Source organism: Providencia sp. 2.29 (assembly GCF_015832305.1).
GTDB classification, from domain to species: Bacteria; Pseudomonadota; Gammaproteobacteria; order Enterobacterales; family Enterobacteriaceae; genus Providencia; species Providencia stuartii.
Genome location: NZ_CP065420.1, coordinates 3,184,134 through 3,210,642, shown reverse-complemented (window position 1 = coordinate 3,210,642; position 26,509 = coordinate 3,184,134). Strand labels below are relative to the sequence as shown.

At 42.7% G+C, this 26,509-nt stretch carries 20 protein-coding genes; 19 read left to right on the top strand and 1 reads right to left on the bottom strand.

Annotated elements, in window-relative coordinates; genetic code table 11:
- Nucleotides 1-111: 111 nt before the first annotated feature.
- The 11 genes from serC (at nt 112) to kdsB (ending at nt 13,060) form a co-directional block, all read left to right on the top strand.
- Nucleotides 112-1,200: a 3-phosphoserine/phosphohydroxythreonine transaminase gene (serC, locus tag I3B46_RS15015; RefSeq protein WP_004918137.1), complete on the top strand. Its 1,089-nt coding sequence runs from the start codon at nt 112-114 to the stop codon at nt 1,198-1,200.
- 104 nt (nt 1,201-1,304) lie between these two features.
- Nucleotides 1,305-2,579, top strand: coding sequence for a 3-phosphoshikimate 1-carboxyvinyltransferase (aroA, locus tag I3B46_RS15010; protein ID WP_004918138.1), 1,275 nt, complete (start codon nt 1,305-1,307; stop codon nt 2,577-2,579).
- A gap of 202 nt (nt 2,580-2,781) precedes the next feature.
- The gene (gene cmk, locus I3B46_RS15005) at nt 2,782-3,465 is read left to right on the top strand and encodes a (d)CMP kinase (RefSeq protein WP_004918139.1); all 684 of its coding nucleotides are present in this window, start codon (nt 2,782-2,784) and stop codon (nt 3,463-3,465) included.
- 176 nt (nt 3,466-3,641) lie between these two features.
- Nucleotides 3,642-5,315: a 30S ribosomal protein S1 gene (gene rpsA, locus I3B46_RS15000; protein ID WP_014657928.1), complete on the top strand. Its 1,674-nt coding sequence runs from the start codon at nt 3,642-3,644 to the stop codon at nt 5,313-5,315.
- 55 nt (nt 5,316-5,370) lie between these two features.
- Entirely contained in the window at nt 5,371-5,658 is a 288-nt protein-coding gene (gene ihfB, locus I3B46_RS14995; protein ID WP_004918141.1) for an integration host factor subunit beta, read from the top strand.
- Between the two features lie 612 nt (nt 5,659-6,270).
- Entirely contained in the window at nt 6,271-8,604 is a 2,334-nt protein-coding gene (locus I3B46_RS14990) for a DNA internalization-related competence protein ComEC/Rec2 (protein WP_163762098.1), read from the top strand.
- 35 nt (nt 8,605-8,639) lie between these two features.
- Nucleotides 8,640-10,385, top strand: coding sequence for a lipid A ABC transporter ATP-binding protein/permease MsbA (msbA, locus tag I3B46_RS14985; RefSeq protein ID WP_004918144.1), 1,746 nt, complete (start codon nt 8,640-8,642; stop codon nt 10,383-10,385).
- Nucleotides 10,382-11,380, top strand: a complete 999-nt coding sequence (gene lpxK / locus I3B46_RS14980; RefSeq protein ID WP_004918145.1) for a tetraacyldisaccharide 4'-kinase — start codon at nt 10,382-10,384, stop codon at nt 11,378-11,380. Before msbA ends, lpxK begins: the two co-directional genes overlap by 4 nt.
- 390 nt (nt 11,381-11,770) lie before the next feature.
- Nucleotides 11,771-11,986 carry a cold-shock protein gene (locus I3B46_RS14975; protein ID WP_004918147.1) on the top strand — a complete coding sequence of 72 codons (216 nt, stop codon included), beginning with the start codon at nt 11,771-11,773 and terminating at the stop codon, nt 11,984-11,986.
- A 145-nt stretch (nt 11,987-12,131) separates the two neighbouring features.
- Entirely contained in the window at nt 12,132-12,311 is a 180-nt protein-coding gene (locus tag I3B46_RS14970) for a Trm112 family protein (RefSeq protein WP_004918148.1), read from the top strand.
- Nucleotides 12,312-12,316: 5 nt separating this feature from the next.
- Nucleotides 12,317-13,060 carry a 3-deoxy-manno-octulosonate cytidylyltransferase gene (gene kdsB / locus I3B46_RS14965; protein ID WP_014657931.1) on the top strand — a complete coding sequence of 248 codons (744 nt, stop codon included), beginning with the start codon at nt 12,317-12,319 and terminating at the stop codon, nt 13,058-13,060.
- Nucleotides 13,061-13,131: 71 nt separating this feature from the next.
- On the opposite strand, the gene elyC is transcribed toward kdsB, so the two are convergent.
- Nucleotides 13,132-13,959, bottom strand: a complete 828-nt coding sequence (gene elyC, locus I3B46_RS14960; protein WP_036943618.1) for an envelope biogenesis factor ElyC — start codon at nt 13,957-13,959, stop codon at nt 13,132-13,134.
- Between the two features lie 404 nt (nt 13,960-14,363).
- Here elyC and cmoM point away from each other — a divergent pair, with 404 nt between their 5' ends.
- The 8 genes from cmoM (at nt 14,364) to I3B46_RS14920 (ending at nt 26,418) form a co-directional block, all read left to right on the top strand.
- A complete protein-coding gene (gene cmoM / locus I3B46_RS14955; protein WP_004918152.1) occupies nt 14,364-15,152 on the top strand; it encodes a tRNA uridine 5-oxyacetic acid(34) methyltransferase CmoM in 789 nt (262 codons plus the stop codon).
- On the top strand, nt 15,149-16,474 hold the full coding sequence (gene mukF, locus I3B46_RS14950) for a chromosome partition protein MukF (RefSeq protein WP_014657933.1): 1,326 nt from the start codon (nt 15,149-15,151) through the stop codon (nt 16,472-16,474). The genes cmoM and mukF overlap by 4 nt, the downstream gene beginning before the upstream one ends.
- A complete protein-coding gene (gene mukE, locus I3B46_RS14945; protein WP_004918154.1) occupies nt 16,455-17,183 on the top strand; it encodes a chromosome partition protein MukE in 729 nt (242 codons plus the stop codon). Before mukF ends, mukE begins: the two co-directional genes overlap by 20 nt.
- Nucleotides 17,180-21,625 (top strand): chromosome partition protein MukB, encoded by a 4,446-nt coding sequence (gene mukB / locus I3B46_RS14940; protein ID WP_053110292.1) that lies wholly within the window; start codon nt 17,180-17,182, stop codon nt 21,623-21,625. Before mukE ends, mukB begins: the two co-directional genes overlap by 4 nt.
- A 261-nt stretch (nt 21,626-21,886) precedes the next feature.
- Entirely contained in the window at nt 21,887-22,600 is a 714-nt protein-coding gene (gene aphA / locus I3B46_RS14935) for an acid phosphatase AphA (RefSeq protein ID WP_004918158.1), read from the top strand.
- Between the two features lie 394 nt (nt 22,601-22,994).
- Nucleotides 22,995-24,722 carry a L,D-transpeptidase gene (gene ldtD, locus I3B46_RS14930; RefSeq protein ID WP_104873366.1) on the top strand — a complete coding sequence of 576 codons (1,728 nt, stop codon included), beginning with the start codon at nt 22,995-22,997 and terminating at the stop codon, nt 24,720-24,722.
- 383 nt (nt 24,723-25,105) lie between these two features.
- A complete protein-coding gene (locus tag I3B46_RS14925; protein ID WP_014657936.1) occupies nt 25,106-25,654 on the top strand; it encodes a YcbK family protein in 549 nt (182 codons plus the stop codon).
- A gap of 116 nt (nt 25,655-25,770) precedes the next feature.
- A complete protein-coding gene (locus tag I3B46_RS14920) occupies nt 25,771-26,418 on the top strand; it encodes an MBL fold metallo-hydrolase (RefSeq protein WP_036943623.1) in 648 nt (215 codons plus the stop codon).
- The last annotated feature ends 91 nt before the right edge of the window (nt 26,419-26,509 follow it).

The following is a 26,509-nucleotide window of genomic DNA, read 5'->3' as shown; positions in this document are numbered from 1 at the left end:
TTTCCCATCAACTCGACAATAACCGTTGCAGCAAGTGACAGGTGATGATACAACCATAGTTACTGAGTTAATTTAACAAACATTGTTGAAATTGAAGATAGGGTGAAATCAATGAGTCAGGTTTATAATTTCAGTGCGGGTCCTGCCATGCTACCTGTTGAAGTCATGCGTCGTGCTGAACAGGAATTTTGTAACTGGAAAGGCTTAGGCGTTTCTGTTATGGAAGTTAGCCATCGCGGCAAGGATTTTATTGCGATAGCGGAGGAAGCAGAGCAAAATTTACGTGATTTATTAAATATTCCGCAAAATTATAAAGTACTATTTTGCCATGGTGGTGCTCGCGGTCATTTCGCTGCATTACCGCTGAATCTGTTGGGCGATAAAACCACGGCAGACTATATTGTTGGTGGCTATTGGGCGGAATCTGCGGCAGAAGAAGCACAAAAATATTGCACTCCTAACATTATCCAAGTCAAACAAGAAAAAGACGGTGTTGTGGGTGTGAAACCGATGAGCGAATGGCAATTAAGCTCAGATGCGGCTTATGTTCACTATTGCCCTAATGAAACTATTGATGGCCTAGCTATCCATGAAGAACCTGATTTCCCGAAAGACAAAGTGATCATTGCGGACTATTCATCTTCGATTCTGTCTAAACCTATTGATATTAGCCGTTATGGCGTGATTTATGCAGGAGCACAAAAGAATATTGGTCCAGCGGGTCTTACCATTGTTATTATCCGTGAAGATCTCTTGGGCAAAGCTTCAAAGCAGACACCCTCAATATTTGATTATACAACCTTAGCAAAATATGACTCGATGTTTAATACACCGCCGACTTTTGCTTGGTATTTATCAGGCATGGTCTTTAAGTGGTTGAAAGAGCAGGGCGGCTTGCAGGAAATGGCAAAACGCAACTATGAAAAATCACAATTGTTGTATAACGCAATCGATGATAGTGAATTTTATATTAACCGCGTTGCGGTCGAAAACCGTTCTTGGATGAACGTACCTTTCCAAATGCAAAATCCTGCGTTGGATGACAAATTCCTTGAAGAAGCGAAAGCACAAGGGCTATTGTCACTAAAAGGTCACCGCGTTTCAGGTGGGATGCGTGCATCAATATACAATGCGATGCCATTAGCCGGTGTCCAAGCACTTGTTGATTTCATGGCAGACTTTGAACGTCGCCACGCATAATCATCTTCCCGACCTAATCCGCGCATTGGGTCGGGTTTAACTATCTTCATTTTTGAAAACGATAATAAATAATTAGGCAAACAGTACTGGAGAACCTGCGCTTTATGCAATCCCTGACATTACAACCTATCTCTTCAATTAACGGAACGATCAACCTGCCAGGGTCTAAAAGTGTATCGAACCGAGCGCTGTTATTAGCGGCTATGGCTAATGGCACAACGTTACTGACAAACTTACTGGATAGTGATGATATTCGCCATATGCTGAATGCATTAAGCCAGCTTGGTGTTAATTACCAATTGTCTGAAGATAAAACACGTTGCCGTGTTCAAGGAGTCGGTGGGCGGTTATGCCATACTGACGAACTGGAAATTTTTCTGGGTAATGCGGGTACGGCAATGCGCCCATTGACCGCAGCATTGTCGTTAGCGAATAACAATATTGTGTTAACAGGCGAGCCTCGCATGAAAGAGCGCCCAATAGGGCATTTAGTTGATGCTTTACGTGAAGGTGGCGCTACGATTGATTACCTAGAACAAGAAAATTATCCGCCCCTTCGCTTACGTGGTGGTTTTTCTGGTGGTGAAATATCGGTTGATGGCTCTGTCTCTAGCCAATTTTTGACCGCACTTTTGATGGCCGCGCCGTTGGCTGAGAAAGAGACAATCATTACTATCTCAGGTGAATTGGTTTCAAAACCTTATATCGATATCACCTTAGCCTTGATGGCCACGTTTGGCGTTGAAGTGGATAATCACCAATATCAACGCTTTGTTATTAAAGGGCAACAGCAGTATCAATCACCCGGTGAATACTTAGTCGAAGGTGATGCGTCATCAGCATCCTATTTTCTTGCCGCGGCAGCTATTAAAGGTGGTACTGTCAGAGTGACAGGTATTGGTCGTAATAGTCTCCAAGGCGATACCAAGTTTGCCAATGTACTGGAGAAAATGGGGGCAACAATTCGTTGGGGGGATGACTTTATTGAATGCCAACGAGGTACGTTAAACGGAATCGATATGGACATGAACGCTATCCCAGATGCGGCGATGACCATTGGTACTGTGGCACTGTTTGCGCAAGGGGAAACGGTGATCCGTAATATCTATAATTGGCGCGTGAAAGAGACGGATAGACTGTATGCTATGGCGACTGAACTGCGTAAGGTCGGTGCTGAAGTCGAAGAGGGGCACGATTTCATCCGTATTGTTCCGCCAGCGCAATTACAGCATGCTGAAATTGAAACCTATAACGATCACCGAATTGCTATGTGTTTTTCGCTCGTTGCCTTGTCTGATACCCCTGTTACGATTTTAGATCCAGGGTGCACGGCAAAAACATTCCCAGATTACTTCCAACAATTAGCCCGTCTGAGCTAAATTTTAATCATTCGACTGACTGACTTTGCATTGAGGCAATGTCAGTCAGTATCCATAATTAGCCGCCATTTATATATCTGCATAACCATTTTTCTGCGACTCATCAGAACCTGCTTATTTCACAAAATCGTCGAGTAGGTATAATACCACTACAGATTTTAATTGCAGGTGGTGAAACCACGTGCAGAGAAGGAGACCTTTTATGGTGGCAATTGCCCCTGTAATAACCGTTGATGGACCAAGTGGTGCTGGTAAAGGTACATTATGCCAAGCGCTGGCAAACCAGTTTGGATGGCAACTCTTAGATTCTGGTGCGATTTATCGTGTTCTCGCATTAGCGGCTTTACATCATCATGTAGACATTCAGTCTGAAGATGCGTTAGTACCTTTAGCGGCAAACCTAGATGTACGCTTTGTGCCAGAAGAAAACCAGTTAAAAGTGATTTTAGAAGGCGAAGATGTTTCAAATCAAATTCGCACGGAAGATGTGGGTAAAACCGCCTCGCAAATAGCGGCTTTTCCGCGTGTAAGGGAAGCGCTATTACGCCGGCAACGCGCATTTAGAGCGATGCCAGGTTTGATTGCAGATGGCCGTGATATGGGAACCGTTGTTTTTCCTGACGCTCCCGTCAAAATTTTTCTTGACGCTTCCGCCGAAGAGCGCGCTCATCGGCGCATGAAGCAGTTGCAGGAAAAAGGGTTTGATGTTAACTTTGAACGACTTTTAACCGAAATACAAGAACGCGACTATCGTGATCGTAACCGTTCGGTTGCACCTTTAGTTGCCGCGAAGGATGCTTTGATTTTGGACTCCACAAGTATGTCAATTGAGGAAGTCATTGAAAAAGCACAAGCCTACGCGAAAAAAATTCTGCAATTATCTTAATAATTGGCTGTATTTTAGCTTATAATGTAGATAGTATACGCATCTAATACTATGTTGATTTTTTCGCTTAACATGGTAATCACCTTATGACAAGGAAAGTTGTGGGGTATGTAAAACAACCCCATTTGGCCGGAAGCTGAATGGACGTTAATTTAAAACTCTTGAAGATCATTAATATGACAGAATCTTTTGCTCAACTCTTTGAAGAATCCCTGCAGAATATTGAAACCCGTCCTGGTTCTATCGTCCGTGGTACTGTTGTTGCCATCGATAAAGACGTTGTTCTGGTTGACGCAGGTCTGAAATCTGAATCTGCTATCCCAGTAGAACAATTCAAAAATGCTCAGGGTGAGCTAGAAATCCAAGTTGGCGACGAAATCGACGTAGCTCTGGATGCAGTTGAAGATGGTTTCGGTGAAACTATCCTTTCTCGTGAGAAAGCGAAACGCCACGAAGCATGGCTGATGCTGGAAAAAGCTTACGAAGAAGCTGAGACTGTAACCGGTGTTATCAACGGTAAAGTAAAAGGTGGTTTCACTGTAGAACTGAACGGTATCCGTGCGTTCTTACCAGGTTCACTGGTTGACGTTCGTCCAGTTCGTGACACAACCCACTTGGAAGGCAAAGAGCTAGAGTTCAAAGTTATTAAGCTGGATCAGAAACGCAACAACGTTGTTGTTTCTCGCCGTGCTGTAATTGAATCTGAAAGCAGCGCAGAACGCGATCAACTGCTCGAAAATCTGCAAGAAGGCATGGAAGTTAAAGGTATCGTTAAGAACCTTACTGACTACGGTGCATTCGTTGATCTGGGCGGTGTTGATGGCCTGCTGCACATCACTGATATGGCTTGGAAACGTGTTAAACACCCAAGCGAAATCGTCAATGTTGGTGATGAAATCACAGTTAAAGTTCTGAAATTCGACCGTGAGCGTACCCGTGTTTCTCTGGGTCTGAAACAACTGGGCGAAGATCCTTGGGTTGCAATCGCTAAACGTTATCCAGAAGGTACTAAACTGACTGGTCGCGTAACTAACCTGACTGACTATGGTTGCTTCGTCGAAATCGAAGAAGGCGTTGAAGGTCTGGTTCACGTTTCAGAAATGGATTGGACTAACAAAAACATCCACCCATCTAAAGTTGTTAACGTTGGTGACGTTGTTGAAGTTATGGTTCTGGATATCGATGAAGAACGTCGTCGTATCTCTCTAGGCCTGAAACAATGCAAAGCGAACCCATGGCAGCAATTTGCAGAAACTCACAACAAAGGTGACCGTGTTGAAGGTAAAATCAAGTCAATCACTGACTTCGGTATCTTCATCGGTCTGGAAGGCGGCATCGATGGCCTGGTTCACCTGTCTGACATCTCCTGGAACGTTGCAGGCGAAGAAGCAGTTCGTGAATACAAAAAAGGTGACGAAATCGCAGCCGTTGTTCTGCAAGTCGACGCAGAGCGTGAGCGTATCTCTCTGGGCGTTAAGCAGTTAGCTGAAGATCCATTCAATAACTACTTAGCAGCAACCAAGAAAGGCGCAATCGTAACTGGTAAAGTTATCGCAGTTGATGCTAAAGGTGCAACTGTTGAGCTGACTCTGGGCGTTGAAGGTTACCTACGTGCATCAGAAGCTTCTCGTGACCGTGTTGAAGATGCAACACAGGTTCTGAAAGTTGGTGATGATGTTGAAGCTAAATACACTGGTGTTGACCGTAAAAACCGTGTAATCAACCTGTCTGTTCGTGCAAAAGACGAAGCTGATGAAAAAGACGCTATCGCTACTGTGAACAAGCAAGAAGATACTAGCTTCGGTAACAACGCAATGGCTGAAGCTTTCAAAGCAGCTAAAGGCGAATAATTAAGGTAGGGGTAACAGGCGTTACCCCTTCGTAACGGTAGTTTAGGGAGGTACTATGACCAAGTCTGAGTTAATCGAAAGACTGGCTAGCCAGCAATCTCATCTGTCAGCAAAAACGGTCGAGGATGCTGTTAAAGAAATTCTCGAACATATGGCAGATACTCTGGCTGGTGGTGAACGTATAGAAGTCCGCGGATTCGGCAGTTTTTCTCTTCACTACCGTGCTCCGCGTGTTGGGCGTAACCCAAAAACTGGAGACAAAGTGGAGTTGGAAGGTAAATACGTTCCTCACTTTAAACCAGGTAAGGAATTACGTGACCGTGTAAATATTTATGGTCAATAATTGATTGTAAATCTTAATTATTAGTTCAAAACGGTGCTTGTGTTTCACAGCACCGTTTTTTTATTGGGGGTCTTTAACGTATTGATAGCGTTTCTGGCTAAAACGACACGCTCAGTAAAGGGGACCGTGAGCTGCTTAATTGCTTATCTGACTCGCAGGAAACCGTTTAAGTATTGTCGTAGGGCTGGAGCAATCTGCTAATGGCTAAAAAATAGAGCACCATAGGTTAGGAGCGTAATAAAACTGGTTATGGTATAGCAACGGCTCGGAATACAGACACAAGTTACCCGAACATGAATGACCCACTTAGGTAGTTAGATTATATAGGCTGTTGATATTTAGCTTAGCTAAAATCGAGATAGACGAAGCTATATAGACAACGATATCACTCACTTTTAATTTAATCCAAGCGGCGATACTCTCTCTCAATAATTATTTAAATTAACAATAAAAACAAAATAGTTTTGCGAAGCCCCTCCTAAATAAAAAAATATGATTGATTGATATCATCAAGTATTAGGAAGCAGCTCGTATCGCTGATATTCATGTTTTCCAAAAAAGGGTAAGCCTCGTTATGGTGCTCATTCATGTGGCGCACTAAGAGGTGAGGAAATGTATGGCAGTATACTGACACTATTTCGGGGAGGATCACTTTCCTATACTTTAGCGGCGATCGCGATATTTATTGGCACATTACCGATTTTATTTATTCATCATATCCCCACAATAAATAATTCATTCATTATTTCAGGTATCTTGTTTCTATTTTTGTTATTTATAAAAGCACATCGTTATCTGAAGTTTTTTCTATTAATAGCTATCGCATTTTTGTGGGCATGTTGGCACGCTAATGATGTTATTGAGAAAATAAACCTACTGTCAAAAAAGTACCAATTATTAGACGTTACTATTATCAGCGTACCACTATTTAATAAAGAAAAAGAAAACATTAAAGTCAGAATTAATAAAGTTGCTGGGGTCACCGTGTTTCCGCCATTATATGCGGTATGGCAAGTGAAACATCGGTCAGGTGTTACTATTTGTGCGGGGCAAACTTGGCAACTTAATAGCCTATTAAAACCGTTACATGCATCCTTAAATGAAGGGGGCTTTGACCAACAACGTTATAGCCTATCACAACGTATTATTGGTAAATTAAAAAACACCCAAACAACAATGATCGACTCTCGCTGCTCTGTGCGGCAGAGGGTAATAGATTTTTATAAGGAAGAAATTCTTTCATTAAAAAATGCTGCGATTACTTATGCTTTAATGTTTGGTGAGCGCACATTATTAACGCCTGAGTTATCCGCACTATTACAAAGTACAGGTGTGAGCCACCTTATCGCCATATCCGGTTTGCACATCGGGCTATCTTATTTACTAGGCTATTGGCTTGCTCGGTGCTTACTGTATTTGCTTCCCAGCTACGTTATTAGCCCCAAAATACCTATTATATTTGGAGGCATTTTTGCTTTTCTGTATGGATGGGTCTCTGGTTTCGCTATTCCAGCAACACGTGCTTTAATTGCATTGGGGTTGTGGATCTATATCAAACAGCAAAAGAGCCTCTATTTTTCATGGCAATGGGCGGTATGGAGCATTGGTTTGATTGTGCTTGCAGACCCTTTAGCTATGCTATCTGACAGCTTTTGGTTATCCAGTTTTGCGGTATTGGCGATACTGTATTGGTTCAAGTTATTTTCTGTATCATCTTCTACACAGCATACAAAAGTCCTTGGTTGGTTAATTCCTTTCGTGCATTTACAAACGGGTTTATTGATCTTATTAGCACCAATACAAATGGGATTATTTCAAGGGATCAATTTTATGAGCTTTTGGGCAAACCTCTGGTTGGTTCCTATTGTTTCTTGGTTGGTTGTACCGCTTATCTTACTCTCATTTCTGCTATATCTGTTTCCAAGTGCTGCAATCCATCATTTTATTTTGCAGTTAATTGATAGCATTATTTCAATAGGAATAAAGCCATTAGTGTATCTCAGTGATTTTTGGATGGAGCTACAGTCCGTTTCATTGTGGGTTTCTATATTCTGCTGGTTGATTGGTGTATTTATTTCATTTGGCTGGCATCGAACCTATATTGGGTTATTAGGCTGTTTTAGTGCATTGTGCATCGGCACTGAAAGTGCGGTTGATAAATCAGTAGAGCAAGGATGGAGCTTAACCACTCTGGATGTTGGTCATGGTTTAGCCGTTGTAATACAGCAAAAAGGCGTCTCCTATTTATATGATACAGGTAATCGTTGGCAAGGAGGAAGTAACGCCCAAAAACAGATCATTCCATACTTAAAACGAAAAGGGATTATCCCGATAGGCCTTATTCTAAGCCATAAGCACCTTGACCATATAGGCGGAGTGCCATTTCTAAAAAAACAATACCCTTGGTTAAATGTGCGAAGCAGTTTTGGAGGGGGGCAACATCTTCCTTGCTCTAAAGGTCAACGTTGGCAATGGGGAGAGCTGCACTTTGAAGTGCTTTGGCCTGAAAAGCTTGCTGAAAAGTCTCATAATGATGATTCTTGTGTGATCATGTTAACCGATGGCTACCATAAAATCTTACTAACAGGTGATATCGAAAAGCAGGGTGAGCAAGCAATTACCGCACTATATAAACATCGATTAAATGCGGACATTGTTTTTGCGCCACATCATGGCAGCAATACGTCATCAACGTCACTATTCATTAGAACAATTTCACCAACAGCGGTATTAGTCTCTTCAGCAAGATACAGTCCTTGGAAAATACCGTCAGATAAAGTGTACTTACGGTACAAAAATAATAATATTAAATGGATTAATACAGCGGAGTCAGGTCAGGTAACTATCTGGTTTAAAAAAGAAAAGTTAAATATTTTGCGCTATCGAATCGAAATGTACCCTAGATGGTATCATCTCTGGTTTGGTGATCCGCCATTTCCCGAGTAGAATAGTGCGCTTACATTAAGTTTGGTAATAAAAACATGATTGATAAAGACCTTTCGACACGACAAACGTTTCGCCGGTTATGGCCTACTATTTCGCCGTTTAAAGCAGGCTTATTTGTTGCAGCTATCGCTCTAGTCATCAACGCAGCAGGGGATGCGTTTATGATTTCTTTATTAAAGCCTTTACTCGATGAAGGGTTTGAGAAAGCGGATAATGACGTTTTAAAATGGCTTCCTCTCGCTATGTTAGGTCTAATTATTGTTCGTGGTGCATCTAGCTTTGTTTCAACCTACTGTGTTTCGTGGGTTTCTGGGCAAGTTGTAATGAGTATGCGCCGTAAGCTATTTGGCCATATGATGGGAATGCCTGTCAGCTTTTTTGATCAGCAATCTACAGGGACCCTCTTATCACGTATCACTTATGACTCAGAGCAAGTGGCGGCATCATCGTCAGGTGCATTAATTACCATTATTCGTGAAGGTGCCTATATCATCGGTTTGTTTGCGATGATGTTCTACTATAGCTGGCAACTCTCCCTTATTTTGATTGTTATCGCGCCAATCGTCTCTATTACAATCCGCATCGTCTCTAAGCGTTTTCGCAAGATCAGTAAAAATATGCAAACGGGGATGGGGCATGTTACGGCTAGTGCTGAACAAATGTTAAAAGGGCACAAAGAAGTTTTAATTTTTGGCGGACAAAAAGTTGAAACTGAGCGCTTTAATAAAGTCAGCAATAATATGCGTAGCCAATCAATGAAAATGGTCACTGCTTCGGCAATTTCAGACCCGATTATTCAATTGATTGCTTCTTTTGCATTAGCGTTCGTTCTGTATGCGGCAAGTTTCCCTGAAATTCGTGAACAGTTATCACCAGGGACAATCGCCGTTGTTTTCTCTTCTATGTTTGCTTTAATGCGCCCATTGAAATCGCTCACTAACGTTAACTCTCAGTTCCAACGTGGGATGGCAGCATGCCAAACACTATTCTCTATTCTCGATACTGAACAAGAAAAAGACGAGGGAACCAAAGTATTATCTAATGTGAAAGGTGATATTGAATTTGAAAATGTCACGTTTACTTATGCAACTAAAGAACATCCTGCATTAGATGATATTTCATTTACTTTACCAGCAGGCAAATCGGTGGCCTTGGTTGGGCGTTCAGGCTCAGGGAAATCAACCATTGCCAATTTGATTACACGTTTCTATGACATCGATAAAGGCTCTATCCGTATTGATGGGCATGATATTAGGGAATATACCCTTGAGTCATTGCGTAACCAAGTGGCTCTGGTTTCACAGCATGTGTATTTGTTTAATGATACCATTGCAAACAATATTGCTTATGCAACGGATGGGCGTTTTAGCCGCGAGCAAATTGAGAAAGCCGCAGAAATGGCTTATGCGATGGACTTTATCGCGAAACTGGATAAAGGTTTAGATACGGTGATTGGGGAAAATGGTGTGATGCTCTCGGGGGGGCAACGCCAACGTATTGCCATTGCTCGCGCACTGTTGCGTGACGCCCCTATCTTGATCCTAGATGAAGCAACGTCTGCATTGGATACTGAATCAGAAAGAGCTATTCAAGCAGCACTGGACGAACTGCAAAAAAATAGAACGTCTCTTGTGATTGCTCACCGTTTATCAACTATTGAAAATGCGGATGAAATTTTAGTTGTTCAAGATGGTCGCATTATCGAACGTGGCAACCATAAAGCGTTATTAGCGCTAGAGGGGGCCTATGCTCAACTACATAAAATACAGTTTAGCCAATGATAGAAAAAATCTGGGCTGGTCAGTCATGGCTTTATATCTTACTACTGCCGTTCTCGCTGCTGTATGGGGCGATCGCGTTAGTTAGGCGTATAAGTTATCAAGCTGGGTTATTCCGTTCTTGGAAGGCACCAGTTCCAGTAATCGTTGTTGGCAATTTAACGGCAGGGGGGAATGGTAAAACGCCTGTCGTTATTTGGCTAGTAGAAGCATTAACTCGGGAAGGTTACCGCGTTGGTGTGGTTTCTCGGGGATATGGTGGAAAAGCAGATCACTATCCACTAGTGATTTCATCAACGACGACAACGGCTGAAGCCGGTGATGAACCTATTTTAATTCACTACCGAACCAAAGCGCCTGTCGCGGTGGCCCCCAAACGCAGTGAGGCGGTGAGAGCATTATTGGAAAACCATGAGTTGGACGTGATCATCACCGATGATGGTTTGCAACATTATGCGTTAGCGAGAGACTACGAAATCGTTGTGATTGATGGTCAACGCCGTTTTGGCAATGGCTGGTGGTTACCCGCTGGGCCAATGCGTGAAAGAGCGGGGCGTTTAACGAGTGTGAATGCCGTCATCGTTAATGGTGGGCAAGCAAACGCTAATGAAGTCGCTATGGCATTAGAAGGGGATATTGCCGTTAATTTACTCAGTGGTGAAAAGTGTGCAGTGAGTGAACTTAAAACGGTGGTTGCTATGGCTGGCATAGGTCATCCTCCTCGCTTTTTCGCCTCCTTAGAAAAAAAAGGGTTAGAATTGGTGCAAACGCATGCTTTTGCAGATCATCAGCCGTATCAACAACACTCTCTGTTAGCATTAACACCTAATAATGAACCCCTGCTAATGACCGAAAAAGACGCAGTAAAATGCCAATCCTTCGCCCAAGCCAATTGGTGGTATCTGCCTGTGGACGCTTCTTTCGATGCGTCAGGGGAAGCAAAGATCCTCAGTGAGATCAAAAACACGGTAGAGCGCTATAAAAAAACTTGTCTTTAAACATTTACTGTGATAATAATATCTCCAACGTGATGTAGATCTCTTTATTATGTATATAAATGTAATTCATTAATAATGAGTATCTATATTTGATTTATTCACGGTCAACTGAGTTCGTCTCTATTTCCTCGCAGTTTCCACGTTTATTCATCAGTTTTGTCATCTCAATGTCAAAATAGGCTGTTAAGTTACAGTGGATGATTGGTATGCGAAAGACCGTTAATTTAATAGTGTGTACAGATTAATAACAACAGTACATCCGGTAGTAATCGTTTACTTGCTCTTAAAGCGTTTTAATAAATCGGCAATTTATCATGGGGTATAACGTGTAAAGAGTAATAGTACAACAATAAATAGAATTATTGTTCTCAGAACAAAAGGAGTTTTAATATGAATTTTCAATTACATATGGGTCGAGTTAAATGGTTTGATGCAAATAAGGGTTATGGATTCATTTCACCAATAAATGGCGGTGATGATATCTTTGTTACACGTAAATCAATTGCAAATAAAAAAATCAAATCATTATTTGAAGGTCAAAATGTCGAGTTTTCTGTTACTCGCAATTCAGATGGCATAACGGCTGCTGACGTTATTGCTTATTAATTAAATCATTAACAGTACCGTTTCTCCTGCACCTCTATCCTCTCAATTTCTCGCAGGAGAGCGTATTCAAAAAGATTAAAGTTAACGGTGATATCGGCTTGTGTTATCCTGACCCGAAGTGAGTTAAATCCATTTGGGAGAAAACATGGATCACCGTTTACTTGAAATCATTGCATGCCCTATCTGTCATGGCAAATTAAGTTACAACAAAGAAAACCTTGAACTGATTTGCAAATTCGATCACCTTGCCTATCCTATCCGTGATGGCATCCCTGTTTTGTTGGAAAGTGAAGCTCGCAAAGTTGCATTAGACGAAGGGCAGTAATCATTATGTTTACTGTTATTATTCCTGCTCGTTATGCTTCTACTCGACTGCCGGGGAAACCCCTTGCTGATATCCATGGCAAACCGATGGTTGTCAGAGTCATGGAGCAAGCCATTAAGTCAGGGGCGTCACGTGTCGTTGTGGCGACCGATCACCCTGACGTTGCGAATGCAGTTATCCAAGCAGGTGGTGAAGCTTGTATGACTGATCCTAACCACCAATCAGGAACAGAGCGTTTAGCAGAGGTCATTGACACCTATGGCTTTGCGGACGACGAAATCATTGTGAATGTACAAGGTGATGAGCCTTTGATCCCACCTGAAATCATTAGCCAAGTTGCAAGGAACCTTCAAGGTAGCCAAGCGCAGATGGGAACATTGGCAGTGCCTATTCATGATGCTCAAGAAGCCTTTAATCCAAATGCAGTAAAAGTAGTGACAGATCATGAAGGTTATGCGCTCTACTTTTCTCGAGCGACCATTCCATGGGATAGAGATAAATTCGCCGTTAGCCAAAATGCTATCGGTGATCATTTCTTACGTCATATTGGGATCTACGCTTATCGCGCAGGGTTTATTCGTCGTTATATTAAATGGGAAGCCAGCCCATTAGAGAAAATCGAAATGCTAGAGCAGTTAAGAGTGCTTTGGTATGGCGAAAAAATACATGTGGCAGTGGCTGAAAAAGCACCGGGTGCTGGTGTGGATACTCCAGAAGATCTCGAGCTAGTAAGAAAGCAATTTAAATAAGCAACGATAAATATCGGTAGCCATATAAGGTGTGTACTCATTTCTGAGCCACACCTTTTTTATTGTTCTATTTATTCTGCTTCTATGGCCTCAGGCGTTAAAATGGGGGTTTCTAGTGCTTCGGTGTTATCTGGCTTTAAATAAAACCAAATAGAGCCGATTAATTCATACCAAGCCCGTTCGCTATGGCTAAAATAGAATGCGGAAGGGAAATATTTTTCCCACGGATTGAGTGCACTTTTGATGGCCAATTGGTTTGCAGGGGCAGGAATAGGCTGCATGCCGCGTGCTGTAAACATGGAAATGGCTCTTGGTAAGTGGTTCGCCGAGGTCACCAGCAAAAACGGCTCTTTCCCAATTATTTTTTCCACTTCAAATGCTTCTTCTTGCGTATCCTTTGGCTCTGTTAATGCAATCGTATCGCTAGCAGGTACACCAAGTGACTGAGCAACCATGGCCGCAACTTCTGCACTACTGATAGTGCTATTCGCTTTGCTTCCTGTAAAAATAAGCTTACTTCCTGGGTATTTTAGGTATAAACGGACACCTTCAGTGACGCGAGGCAGGCTATTGTTGAGCAAGTTAGAACTCGGGCTCCAATCTGGGTTATAGGTAAACCCACCACCGAGCACGACAATATAGTGAACATTCTCGGGGGGATTTTCTGTGATCAGTTCATAGCGTTTATCGAAATTCCCTTCAACAGGGGCAAGTAAACTGTCGGAAATAGGCTGCAACCCTAAAAGGGCAATAACAATAAGGCTCATGGACACACAGGCTTTGCCACTCTTTTGCCAGCGTGTAAACCACAGCAATATAAGGCCGATAAACCCGATCAGCAGCAGTAGAGGGAGCGGCATAAGTAAGGCGCCCAAGTATTTTTTTAAAAGAAATAGCATAAGTGAACCTATTTTTTGGAGTTTATCGTCAATTAATTGTTCTGATTGCTGAATTCAGGACCGCACTATGCCAAAATAAGGCCGTTATCTGTTATAATCGTCATACTTCAAGTTGCTGTATTTTTGACTACACTCATTCGCACGAGTCACAGAGCTATCGATGCTCCTAGCGGTTCAAACCCTGCACATCGAGTTATTGAGCGTATATCATTTAGGTTTCAGCAGCCTTAAACATCAAGCAGATGTACAGCGTTATTTTAGCCGAATTAATATTGAATCATATTCTGGATTTGATCTTATTTCATTAACGGCGAAATAAGAACTGGCTGATTTTAACATTTGCTGGGAAGGTGGCGTTGTGTTAACAGGCATGAATGGCTAATTTAAAGAGTACCGGATAATACATGGTAGACCGCAACTTTGATGATATTGCTGATAAATTTGCAAAAAATATCTATGGCACGACAAAAGGTAAAATACGCGAAGCGGTTGTTTGGCAAGATCTAACCCAATTGATTTTATCTCAGTTTAATGGGCAAACATTGCGTATCTTAGATGCAGGCGGTGGCGAAGGTCACTTTTCGCGCAAACTGGCGGCAATGGGACATCAGGTCATACTTTGCGATTTATCCGAAGAAATGCTTGAACGCGCTAATGAACTTGCCGAAGAACAAGGGATTAGCGAAAATATGCGTTTTATTCATTGTGCCGTTCAAGATATTCGCCAACATATTGAAGGTACGGTTGATTTAGTGCTATTTCATGCGGTACTTGAATGGATTAGTGAACAGAAATATGCAATTGAACAGTTGGTAGATATAATTAGGCCAGAAGGCGTATTTTCTGTCATGTTCTATAATGCAAATGGTTTAGTAATGCGAAACGCGATTTTAGGTAATTTTCATCTTGCTACACCGCATATCCAACGTCGACGTAAACGTTCATTATCGCCACAAAATCCATTACTACCACAACAAGTCGATGAATGGTTGTCTGATTGCAAAATGGAGATTATTGGCAAAAGTGGCGTCAGAGTCTTTCATGACTACCTGCAAAGTCGGCAGTTACAGCAAAAAGATTTTCCGGCGCTTTTGGCTTTAGAACAACAATATTGTCGTCAGGAACCCTACATCAGCATGGGGCGTTATATTCATGTCATGGCACGAAAACCAATAATAAAGGACGATTTATGAGTGATTTTTCCCAGACCGTCCCTGAACTCGTGTCCTGGGCACGAAAAAATGATTTTTCGATTTCACTGCCTCCAGAGCGCTTAGCTTTCTTGCTGGCGGTTGCGGTATTAAACAGCGAACGCGTTAACGGTGAAATGAATGAAGGGGAGTTGATTGATGCATTCCGTGAAGTGTGTAAAGGTTTTGAACAGACCACGGAATCATTATCTGTCAGGGCGAACAACGCCATCAATGATATGGTTCGCCAGAAAATATTTAACCGTTTTACCAGTGATATTACAGAAGGTAACGCCATTTACCGTTTGACATCACTTGGTATTGGAATAAGCGACTACTACATTCGTCAGCGTGAGTTTTCTACATTAAGGTTGTCTATGCAGCTATCCATTGTGGCAGGTGAGCTACAAAGGGCAGCAGAGGCAGCCGAAGAAGGCGGCGATGAATTTTATTGGCACCGTTTTGTATTCGCCCCCCTGAAATATTCAGTGGCTGAAATATTCGACAGCATTGATTTATCTCAGCGCGTGATGGATGAGCAGCAAAATAGTATCAAAGAAGATATTGCGGCATTACTCAACCAAGATTGGCAGGCCGCTATCGCAAACTGTGAACAGCTGTTATCAGAGACATCCGGTACATTGCGAGAGCTTCAGGATACGTTAGAAGCCGCCGGAGATAAATTACAGGCGAATTTATTACGTATTCAAGAAGCGAATATGAATGCGCCAGTCTTTTCCGATATGGTGGATAGGCTAGTTTACGATTTGCAAAACAAATTAGACCGCATTGTTAGTTGGGGTCAACAATCTATCGATCTCTGGATTGGTTACGACCGCCATGTCCATAAATTTATCCGTACTGCAATTGATATGGATAAAAACCGTATTTTCTCGCAGCGTTTACGCCAATCCGTTCAACAATATCTCGATAGCCCATGGGCGCTGACTTACGCGAATGCGGACCGTCTATTTGATATGCGTGACGAAGAGTTGGCCTTGAACGATGAAGAGGTGATGGGGGAATTGCCTCCAGACCTTGAATTTGAAGAGTTTAGCGAGGTGAACGATCGGTTAGCCGAGCTTATGGAAGCGGAACTGGCATTCTATAAACGCGAAAAACAGCCACTGGATGTTGCCCGAGTCGTACAAGAGTACTTAACGCAGTATCCACAGAAACGTCACTTTGATGTGACACGCATTATTATTGATCAGGCTGTTAAATTAGGTATCGCAGAGGCTGATTTGGCGGGATTGCCGTCAGAGTGGCTAGCAATTAATGATTACGGAGCCAAGGTGCAGGCACATGTCATCGACAAATATTGAACAATTTATGCCAGTTAAACTGGCTCAGGCATTGGCCAACCCCATTTTCCCAGAGCTAGATAGTCAATTGCGTTCAGGGCGTCATATTAGTATTGATGACCTTGATAACCATGCCTTCTTGATGGATTTTCAAGAGGTGTTAGAGCAATTTTATGCACGCTACAATGTGGAACTGATTCGGGCACCGGAAGGCTTTTTCTATTTACGTCCCCGTTCAACAACTTTGATCCCACGCTCGGTATTATCTGAGCTGGATATGATGGTAGGGAAAATTCTTTGCTATCTCTACTTAAGTCCTGAACGATTGACTAACCAAGGCATTTTTACCGCCCAAGAGCTATTTGAAGAGCTACTATCGTTGGCGGATGAAAGCAAATTATTGAAATTTGTTAATCAACGCTCAACCGGTTCTGATTTGGATAAGCAAAAGCTACAAGAAAAGCTGAGAACCTCCCTGAACCGCTTACGTCGTTTAGGCATGGTACATTTTATTCAAAACGACTCGAACAGATTTATTATTTCTGAATCGGTATTCCGTTTCGGTGCTGACGTTCGTAGTGGTGATAACGTTCAAGAAGCCCAATTACGTATGATCCGTGACGGTGAGGCCATCTCCCTCGAAGAAGGGTTATCCTTACAGGATAGTGAAGATGAAGAGACAGACGAAGACCAAGATGCGGCTGAGAGTGATGAGGATGAACAAGTATGATTGAACGCGGGAAGTTTCGCTCACTGACGCTGATTAACTGGAACGGTTTTTTTGCGCGTACTTTTGACCTTGATGAGCTGGTGACCACGCTGTCAGGGGGAAATGGTGCAGGTAAATCAACAACGATGGCGGCATTTATTACCGCAATGATCCCCGATCTCACCTTGCTGCACTTCCGTAATACCACCGAAGCAGGGGCAACAACAGGTTCACGTGATAAAGGCTTACACGGTAAGCTACGCCCGGGTGTCTGTTATGCTGTTTTGGATGTTCTGAACTCTAAACATCAGCGCGTCATTGTTGGGGTGAGGCTGCAACAGGTTGCGGGTCGTGATAAGAAAGTCGATATTAAACCTTTCATGATCCAAGGTGTGCCAATCGCGACAGTACCGACCGAAGTTTTGACCGAAATAGTGGATGGGCGCCAAGCAAAAGTTATCGCTCTCAACGAATTAAAAGAGCGTTTAGAACAGCAAGAAGGCCTCCACTTTAAGCAATTCAACTCAATCACGGATTACCATTCAGTCCTGTTTGAACTCGGTGTTTTACCGAAGCGTTTACGTTCAGCCAGTGACCGTAGCAAATATTATCGTCTGATTGAAGCGTCATTGTATGGCGGGATCTCTAGTGCCATCACTCGCTCGCTACGTGATTATTTATTGCCAGAAAACAGTGGAGTACGTAAGGCTTTCCAAGACATGGAAGCTGCGCTACGTGAAAACCGCCTGACACTAGAAGCCATCCGCGTAACCCAATCGGATCGTGATTTATTCAAACATCTGATCAGCCAAGCTACAGATTATGTGTCAGCCGATTATATGCGTCACTCCAATGAACGACGTATTCACCTTGATTCAGCAATGGCAGCGCGTAGTGAACTATTGGCGAGCCGTAAGCAGTTGAGGCAAGAGCAAGTTCGTAGCGTTGAAATTGCCCGCGAATTGAACGAACAAAATAATGCATCGTCTGATTTAGAGGCTGATTATCAGGCTGCAAATGACCATTTAAACCTTGTTCAGACGGCATTGCGTCAGCAAGAGAAAATCGATCGCTACCAAGCCGATATTGAAGAGCTGACTTTCCGTCTTGAAGAGCAGTCGGAAGTGGTTGCTGAGGCGACAGAGCGCCAAGAAGAGTTTGAAGCACGTGCTGAAGCGGCTGAAATTGAAGTTGATGAATTAAAAAGCCAGTTGGCTGATTATCAGCAGGCGCTTGATGTCCAGCAAACCCGAGCTATTCAATATCAGCAAGCATTGCAGGCACTGACTCGGGCGCGTGAATTGTGCCAATTACCTGACTTATCAATAGAAAATGCAGACGAGTGGTTAGAAACCTTTGAAGCTCGCGAGCAGCAGGCCACAGAAGCGTTACTGACATTAGAACAAAAAATCAGTGTTGCGGATGCGGCACACAGTCAGTTTGAGCAAGCGTACCAACTTGTTAAAAGTATGGTAGGTGAAGTCAGTCGTAGCGAGGCTTACCAGCAAGCAAGGGCGCTATTACGCGATTGGTCTTCACAGCAACATTTGGCAGAGCGAGTGCAACCATTGCGCATGCAACTCGCTGAATTACAACAACGCTTAGACAGTCAGCAAAATGCAGAGCGCTTATTAAACGAATTTTGTAAGCGACATAACAAAAGCTATGAGCCAGATGAATTAGATGGTCTAATGGCCGAGTTGGAAGCGCAGCAAGAAGAATTAAGTGTTGGTGTCAACGAAAGCGGCGAACGTCGTATGCAGATGCGCCAAGAGCTTGAGCAAATTCGTCAACGCATTCAAGTATTAACGGCTAAAGCGCCTGCATGGTTAATGGCACAAGAAGCGTTGACTCAGCTTAACGAACAAGCCAAACAATCATTTGAATCAAGTGGTGCTGTTACAGAGTACATGCAGCAACTGCTTGAACAGGAAAGGGAAATCACCGTTGAGCGTGACGAGGTGGCGAGCCAACGTCGCGAATTAGAGAAGCAAATTGAGCGCCTCAGTCAACCTAGTGGTGCGGAAGATGGCCGTTTACTTGCCCTTGCAGAGCGTTTTGGTGGGGTGTTGTTATCGGAAATCTACGACGATATCACCATTGAAGATGCCCCTTATTTCTCGGCGCTGTATGGTCCTGCTCGAAATGGGATTGTTGTTCAAGACCTTTCGGTGGTGCGCAGCCAATTAGAAACGTTGCAAGATTGCCCAGAAGATGTTTACTTTATTGAAGGGGATCCCCAATCCTTCGATGACAGTGTTTTCGATGCAGAAGAGTTTGAAAATGCGGTATTAGTACGCTCGTCAGATAGGCAATGGCGTTTTTCTCGTTATCCGGAAGTGCCCTTATTTGGCCGAGCAGCCCGTGAAACACGCTTAGAAGCATTGACACTAGAGCGTGATAACTTAGCTGAGCGCTACGCAACGCTCTCGTTTGACGTACAAAAAATTCAACGTGCACATCAAGCTTTTAGTCGTTTTATTGGTCAACATATTTCGGTAGCTTTTGAAGCCGACCCCGAAGCCGAAATCCGCACCTTAAACCAAAAACGTACTGAGATAGAGCGTAATTTGGCTCAGTTTGAAGAGCAAACTCAGCAACAGCGCCAACAGTTTGCAATGGGTAAAGAGTCTCTATCTGCATTAAACCGACTATTACCTTTAGTTGGGTTATTGATGGATGAAACGCTAGCGGATCGCGCTGACGAAATTCGAGATGAGCTTTCAGAAGCAGAAGAAGCTGCCCATTTCTTAAATAAACATGGTCAGGCGTTAGCAAAACTAGAGCCTATCGTTACCGCGTTATTGAGTGACCCTGAGCAACATGATCAGCTACGTCAAGACTATGAGAATGCGAAACATAGTCAGCAAATCGCGAAACAACAGGCCTTTGCCTTGGTGGAAGTGGTGCAGCGTCGCGCCCACTTTAGCTACAGTGATTCGACGGGGATGGTGAATGAGAATGCCGACCTTAACGAAAAACTCCGCCAACGCTTAGAGCAAGCTGAAAATGAAAGAAGCCGCGCTCGTGAGCAGTTACGTCAGCAGCAATCACAATCAGCACAATTCAATCAAGTTTTAGCGTCGCTTCGCAGCTCGTTTGATACCAAACAAGAGATGTTAAAAGAGCTAGAAGCAGAAATGCAGGATATTGGTGTTAAAGCGGATCCTGATGCGCAAGAGCGTGCACGTATTCGTCGTGATGAGCTACATCAATCTGTCATGGCGAATCGTAGCCGAATTAACCAGCTAGAAAAACAGCAGACCTTATGTGAAGCGGAAATGGAAAACTTGCAAAAACGTATTCGCAAGTTAGAGAAAGATTATTATCTATTGCGCGAACAAGTGGTATCGGCTAAGGCTGGCTGGTGTGCTGTCATGCGCTTGGTGAAAGACAATGGTGTTGAGCGGCGTTTACACCGTCGAGAATTGGCTTATACCGACGGTGATAGTTTACGCTCAATGTCGGATAAGGCTTTGGGGGCGTTACGTTTAGCGGTAGCAGATAATGAACATTTACGTGATGTACTGCGTTTATCTGAAGATCCGAAACGCCCAGAGCGTAAGATCCAATTCTTTATTGCTGTTTATCAGCATCTTCGCGAGCGTATTCGTCAAGATATCATTCGTACTGATGACCCCATCGATGCGATTGAGCAAATGGAAATTGAGTTGGCTCGATTAACAGAAGAGCTAACGGCTCGTGAGCAAAAACTGGCGATCAGTTCGAAGAGTGTGGCTAACATTATTCGTAAGACCATTCAGCGTGAACAGAACCGTATTCGCATGTTGAACCAAGGCTTGCAGGCCGTTGCGTTTGGTCAGGTGAAAGGGGTACGTTTGAATGTCAATATTCGAGAAAGCCATTCTCTGTTATTGACGGTGCTCTCAGAAGAGAGCGAATTGCATCAAGACCTGTTCACCAGCCAGCGTTTAACCTTCTCTGAGGCGATGGCTAAGCTCTATCAACGCTTGAACCCACAAATCGATATGGGGCAACGCTTACCGCAAACTATCGGTGAGGAGTTACTTGATTATCGTAATTACCTTGAACTTGAAGTTGAAGTTAACCGCGGATCTGATGGGTGGTTGAAGGCGGAAAGTGGTGCATTATCGACAGGTGAAGCGATTGGTACAGGGATGTCGATATTGGTTATGGTGGTGCAAAGCTGGGAAGAGGAGTCACGTCGCTTACGTGCAAAAGATATCATTCCTTGCCGTTTACTGTTCCTTGATGAGGCCGCTCGACTGGATGCAAAATCTATCGCCACCTTGTTTGAGCTGTGTGAACGGTTAGAAATGCAGCTGATTATTGCAGCACCTGAGAATATCAGTCCTGAAAAAGGAACGACCTATAAATTGGTTCGTAAAGTGTTTGATAATCGAGAGCATGTACACGTTGTTGGATTAAAAGGGTTTGGTCAAGATAACCCAAGTTCACAAGCACAATTGCCTCAAGGGTAATTAACCTATTTAAGTCACTAAAAACGGCGTTAGAAATAATGCCGTTTTTTTTTAATAAAAATCCGCATAAGTTAAATTTACTGAATAGTGGTTAATTGGATCGGAATAAGAAAGTCACTATGAGACATTAATCTCATTTTTATGAGAGAAAAGACATTATTATCTGAATTCTTGTGATGCATTCCAAATAAATTATATTTCGTATAATTATGGCTTGCTTTCATGATGCCTGCATCGTCAATAAATCAGTAAGGATCCAACATGAAAAAAACGACATTGACCCTAAGTGCCATCGCGTTAGTATTCAGCTTTACGGCAACGTCACAGGCAAAAGTATTAATGCCAGACGTTGTTAGCCCAGGGGTAACTGTGGCAGAGTTAGCTGAACAGAAACCAATTCATTGGGTTTCTGTTGAGCAAATTAAAAATAGCCTTGAAGGCCAAGCTCCTATGGCTGTTGGTTTTGATATTGATGATACCGTACTTTTTTCCAGTCCTGGTTTTTATCGCGGTAAACTAGAATATTCTCCAAATGATTTTAGTTATCTCAAAAATAGGGAATTTTGGGAAAAGATGAATAATGAATGGGATAAATTCAGCATGCCTAAAAAAGTCGGCATCGAGTTAGTCCAAATGCATCTAAAACGTGGTGATACTGTTTACTTTATTACTGGCCGCACGAAGACAAAAACAGAAACCGTTAGCCAATATGTACAAGAAGGGCTTGGTATCCCGGCAGATAAAATGAACCCAGTCATTTTTGCGGGGGATGAACCGGGACAAAATAATAAAGTCAGTTGGATGCGTGACCATAAATTAAAAATTTATTATGGTGATGCTGATGCCGATATTGCCGCAGCTCGTGAATTAAATATCCGTGGTATTCGTATTTTACGTGCCGCAAACTCCTCCTACCAACCATTACCTAAAGCAGGGCAATTTGGTGAAGAAGTTGTGATTAACTCTGAATATTAATTAGGTTAATCGACATAATATGAATAATATAAAGGCGCCTGGCGCCTTTTTTAGTATCTCACAAAGATTAACTCATAAGAGGTAAATGTATCATTCGCCATGAAATAGTCAAAAGAGGTGTAAAGAGGAAACTATCACACTTAAGTCATATTTAATTTAACAATCTAGTTATTATTTCATTTTTATGATTTGTTTTTAGGTATTTTAGCAGTAAATACGTCTATTTTTCATTGGTTGTATTTATTCTGTTTTAATGGCTAAGCGTAAAATCGTTTCGCGTTATTTAAAGACAAAATTAGCCAATTCCTATAACATTCTTTTCGAAATTAAATACAATTAATATTCAATATAATAAAAAATGATTGTTATCCATGTGGTTACTTAAGGTGGATTTATGGCAAAGAAAAGAGTGAAAGCTCTGCAACTTTCGGTAATTTGTGGGCTGTTGTCGATACAACTTCCTGTATTTTCAGCGCAAGACAATGGGCTAATTTTGACAGAAGAAGCGCCATTGCAGCAAGAGGTGGTGGCAGCCCCTGTGGCGACTATCACACCAACTGAAAGTTTAGCGCAAATTACGGGAGCATTACCTGCCGATATAAAACCTGTTTTTTCTTCACAACTCGCGAAGATTTATGCAGATCGGCAGATGAAACTGTTATGGCAAGATGAAACGGCTATCGAACAGTTTCAGCAACAACTGGCGGAGCTGGCACTTTCAGGGGTACAACCTCAATTTAATGAGTGGTTAGCCGCCCTTGAACATGTTCAGTTGAGCGAATTAGGCCGTGATGTGATTTTGTCTGATGCCATGTTGGGTTATCTACAATATCTTTCTGGTGTTTCAGCTAATGGACAATTTTGGCTATACCGGAAACAGCCTTACAAAATAGCGGCACCTACGGCAGAGCAAATGAAGCCATGGTTGGATGCCGCCGCTGAAAATCGCCTTAATGAATGGGTCAAATTACAAGCGCCTCAACATTCCCTGTATCAGCCTATGCGCGAAGAAATGTTGAGGCAACTAAAAATGGATGACGATGGGTTGGCTTTAGTGGATACCAAAACCCTAAAACCGGGTCAATCGAGTGATGATGTTATCGCTTTACGTGAGATCTTGTATCGCCAAGGGCTACTTGATGAAACGGCGATTAATACAGAGTTAGATGCCGCAGCGCCAGATGCAGAAATCGCCAAAGCGACCGCACAAGCGCGTTTGTATAGTGATGAGCTAGTTGAAGCTGTCAAAAAATTTCAACAGCGCTACGGCTTGGAAGCTGACGGTATGGTGGGGAAAGGCACCAAAGTTTGGCTGAATATGAAACCTCAGCAAAAAGCAGGGCTAATGGCGTTGAATATTCAACGCTTACGTATTATTCCTGAAAATAATGGCACTGGGATCTTGGTGAATATCCCTGCATTTTCATTAAATTTCTTCCTAAATGATGAAGTGATTTTAGATTCGAAAGTGATTGTTGGCCGGCCTGATCGTAAAACGCCAATAATGAGCAGTGCATTAAATAATGTGGTGATCAATCCACCTTGGAGCGTGCCTACCAGCATGGCTCGTAAAGACATTGCACCAAGAGGGAAGCAGGATCCTAGCTATTTTAGCCGCAAAGGTTACACGGTCTATTCCGGATGGGGGGAAGACTCCTTTGAGATTGATCCCTACTCCATCAATTGGGATGTGATCACTCCAGCGAATTTCCCTTATCGGATCCGCCAAGCACCGGGGCCAACCAACTCATTAGGCCGCTATAAATTTAATATGCCAAGTTCGGATGCAATCTACCTGCATGATACACCGAACCACAGCTTATTTAATCGGAGTGCACGTGCTATCAGTTCAGGGTGCGTACGGGTAAATAAAGCTAGCGAATTAGCCAGTATCTTGTTAGGTGATGCAGGGTGGGAGCAAAAGCGTATTGATGGTGCAGTAAAAGCAGGAAGTACGCGTTATGTGAATATTCCGGATAGGATCCCCGTTTATCTTTATTATCAAACGGCGTGGGTAGACAAAGAGCAACAGCCTCAGTACCGCGCTGATATTTACCAATATGATAATAGTATCAATAATGCTGAAAAATATTTACCCGTAATAAAAAACATCTTACATTAAATGTGATATCAGGGAGGTTTCCTCCCTGATATTTCTATTATCACTAATAATTAGTTGATAGTGGGTTACACTTAAGTATCAAAACCTATATTTTCAATGATTACTCAATAACAAGAAGATATTCTGTTTATTATGAGTGACCAAGTTCACTCTTTTGGCGTAAATATGCCAAATTTGCGCTTATTTACTTATTTCTTTACATTTTTATACATTAAAGTTAAATATCATTTGTTAGACTGAACAATAGTATAAATTTTGTTCCTATACTCTCTCATTCGAGATGCAGCTAGGCGCGCAATGAAGTGATTCGAAAGAAGTTAGCCGCTAAGTTGTAGCTCGAACGGCTGGGTATGTTTAACCCATTGAAATTTGAGTTACCATCTATGGATATTATCGACCAAAATCGCCGCAAGTGGTTAGGTGCTGGTGCAGCCGCTTTTGGGCTGAGTTTATTGCCTAGCCATGTTTTTGCTGCTATGACGACGCCTAAACCAAAAATTTTGCGTTTTCAAAACCTCAATACTGGGGAATTTTTAAAAACAGAGTTTTTTGATGGACGCCATTATAACAAATCTGAGTTAGCTCGATTAAATCACTTATTCCGTGATTACCGTTGCGATAAAGTCAAAACCATTGATCCTAAGTTATTCGACCAAATTTATATGTTACAGGTTATGTTAGGGTCGAATAAGCCTATTCAATTGATTTCAGGTTACCGTTCACTTGAAACAAATAATGCCTTGCGCCGTAGCAGCTCGGGGGTGGCGAAAAAGAGTTACCATACTCGTGGACAAGCAATGGACTTCCATATCGAAGGGATACAATTGAGCCATATCCGTAAAGCGGCACTGAAAATGAGAGCTGGCGGCGTTGGTTATTATCCAAAAAGTAATTTCATCCATATTGATACAGGTCCGGCAAGAACATGGTAATCTGTACCTATGCTCAGCGTACTTCAAGTCACCGCACTCGCAGGGATTACTTTGCCTTGCGCTGTTTCTTGAAGTATTTAGGGTATAAATAAAACAGATTACGGAGCGATTGCTTAATGAACTATATGATTATCCCAGTCACCCCTTTTCAGCAAAATTGTCAGGTGATTTGGGATGAAAATACGATGGAAGCAGTGATAGTCGATCCCGGTGGTGAAGCTGAAAAACTCATTGCCGCTATCGAAGAGCGTGGTTTAAAACTCACTAAAATTCTGCTCACACATGGGCATGCTGATCATATCGGTGCAACGGCTATCATTTCTAAGCACTTTTCAGCCCCTATTTATGGCCCACAAAAAGAAGATGCTTTTTGGATTGAAGCGTTAGCAGAGCAACATGCGATGTTTAATATTGAAGGTGGTCCTAGCTTCACCCCTGACTATTGGTTAGAAGAGGGGCAGACTGTTCATTGTGGATCGATGGCCTTTGATGTATTGCATTGCCCCGGTCATACCCCTGGCCACATTATTTTTGTTAACCATGCAGATAAACTTATCTCAATGGGGGATGTGCTGTTTAAAGGGGGGGTAGGGCGCAGTGATTTCCCTCGTGGAGACCATCAGGCGTTGATTGCTTCAATCAAAAACAAGGTTCTACCTTTAGGGGATGACTATCAGTTTATCCCAGGCCACGGGCCAATGTCAGATCTTGGTCATGAGCGCAAAACCAATCCATTTTTGCAGGATGATCTTCCTGTTTGGTGATGACGACTTAATCACCATCTAAGCTTGCTTTCACCCTATGAAGCCATGCCCCAACCTGTTGGGACATGGCTATTTCTGTGATTTTATCGAG

Excerpts from the sequence above, each read along its gene's own strand:
- I3B46_RS14970 (WP_004918148.1), top strand. The coding sequence starts at position 12,132 with ATGGATCACCGTTTACTTGAAATCATTGCATGCCCTATCTGTCATGGC.
- aphA (WP_004918158.1), top strand. The coding sequence starts at position 21,887 with ATGAAAAAAACGACATTGACCCTAAGTGCCATCGCGTTAGTATTCAGC.
- msbA (WP_004918144.1), top strand. The coding sequence starts at position 8,640 with ATGATTGATAAAGACCTTTCGACACGACAAACGTTTCGCCGGTTATGG.
- cmk (WP_004918139.1), top strand. The coding sequence starts at position 2,782 with ATGGTGGCAATTGCCCCTGTAATAACCGTTGATGGACCAAGTGGTGCT.
- elyC (WP_036943618.1), bottom strand. The coding sequence starts at position 13,959 with ATGCTATTTCTTTTAAAAAAATACTTGGGCGCCTTACTTATGCCGCTC.
- kdsB (WP_014657931.1), top strand. The coding sequence starts at position 12,317 with ATGTTTACTGTTATTATTCCTGCTCGTTATGCTTCTACTCGACTGCCG.
- mukB (WP_053110292.1), top strand. The coding sequence starts at position 17,180 with ATGATTGAACGCGGGAAGTTTCGCTCACTGACGCTGATTAACTGGAAC.
- cmoM (WP_004918152.1), top strand. The coding sequence starts at position 14,364 with ATGGTAGACCGCAACTTTGATGATATTGCTGATAAATTTGCAAAAAAT.
- I3B46_RS14920 (WP_036943623.1), top strand. The coding sequence starts at position 25,771 with ATGAACTATATGATTATCCCAGTCACCCCTTTTCAGCAAAATTGTCAG.
- I3B46_RS14990 (WP_163762098.1), top strand. The coding sequence starts at position 6,271 with ATGTATGGCAGTATACTGACACTATTTCGGGGAGGATCACTTTCCTAT.
- I3B46_RS14975 (WP_004918147.1), top strand. The coding sequence starts at position 11,771 with ATGAATTTTCAATTACATATGGGTCGAGTTAAATGGTTTGATGCAAAT.
- ihfB (WP_004918141.1), top strand. The coding sequence starts at position 5,371 with ATGACCAAGTCTGAGTTAATCGAAAGACTGGCTAGCCAGCAATCTCAT.
- ldtD (WP_104873366.1), top strand. The coding sequence starts at position 22,995 with ATGGCAAAGAAAAGAGTGAAAGCTCTGCAACTTTCGGTAATTTGTGGG.
- lpxK (WP_004918145.1), top strand. The coding sequence starts at position 10,382 with ATGATAGAAAAAATCTGGGCTGGTCAGTCATGGCTTTATATCTTACTA.
- I3B46_RS14925 (WP_014657936.1), top strand. The coding sequence starts at position 25,106 with ATGGATATTATCGACCAAAATCGCCGCAAGTGGTTAGGTGCTGGTGCA.
- serC (WP_004918137.1), top strand. The coding sequence starts at position 112 with ATGAGTCAGGTTTATAATTTCAGTGCGGGTCCTGCCATGCTACCTGTT.
- mukE (WP_004918154.1), top strand. The coding sequence starts at position 16,455 with ATGTCATCGACAAATATTGAACAATTTATGCCAGTTAAACTGGCTCAG.
- rpsA (WP_014657928.1), top strand. The coding sequence starts at position 3,642 with ATGACAGAATCTTTTGCTCAACTCTTTGAAGAATCCCTGCAGAATATT.
- aroA (WP_004918138.1), top strand. The coding sequence starts at position 1,305 with ATGCAATCCCTGACATTACAACCTATCTCTTCAATTAACGGAACGATC.
- mukF (WP_014657933.1), top strand. The coding sequence starts at position 15,149 with ATGAGTGATTTTTCCCAGACCGTCCCTGAACTCGTGTCCTGGGCACGA.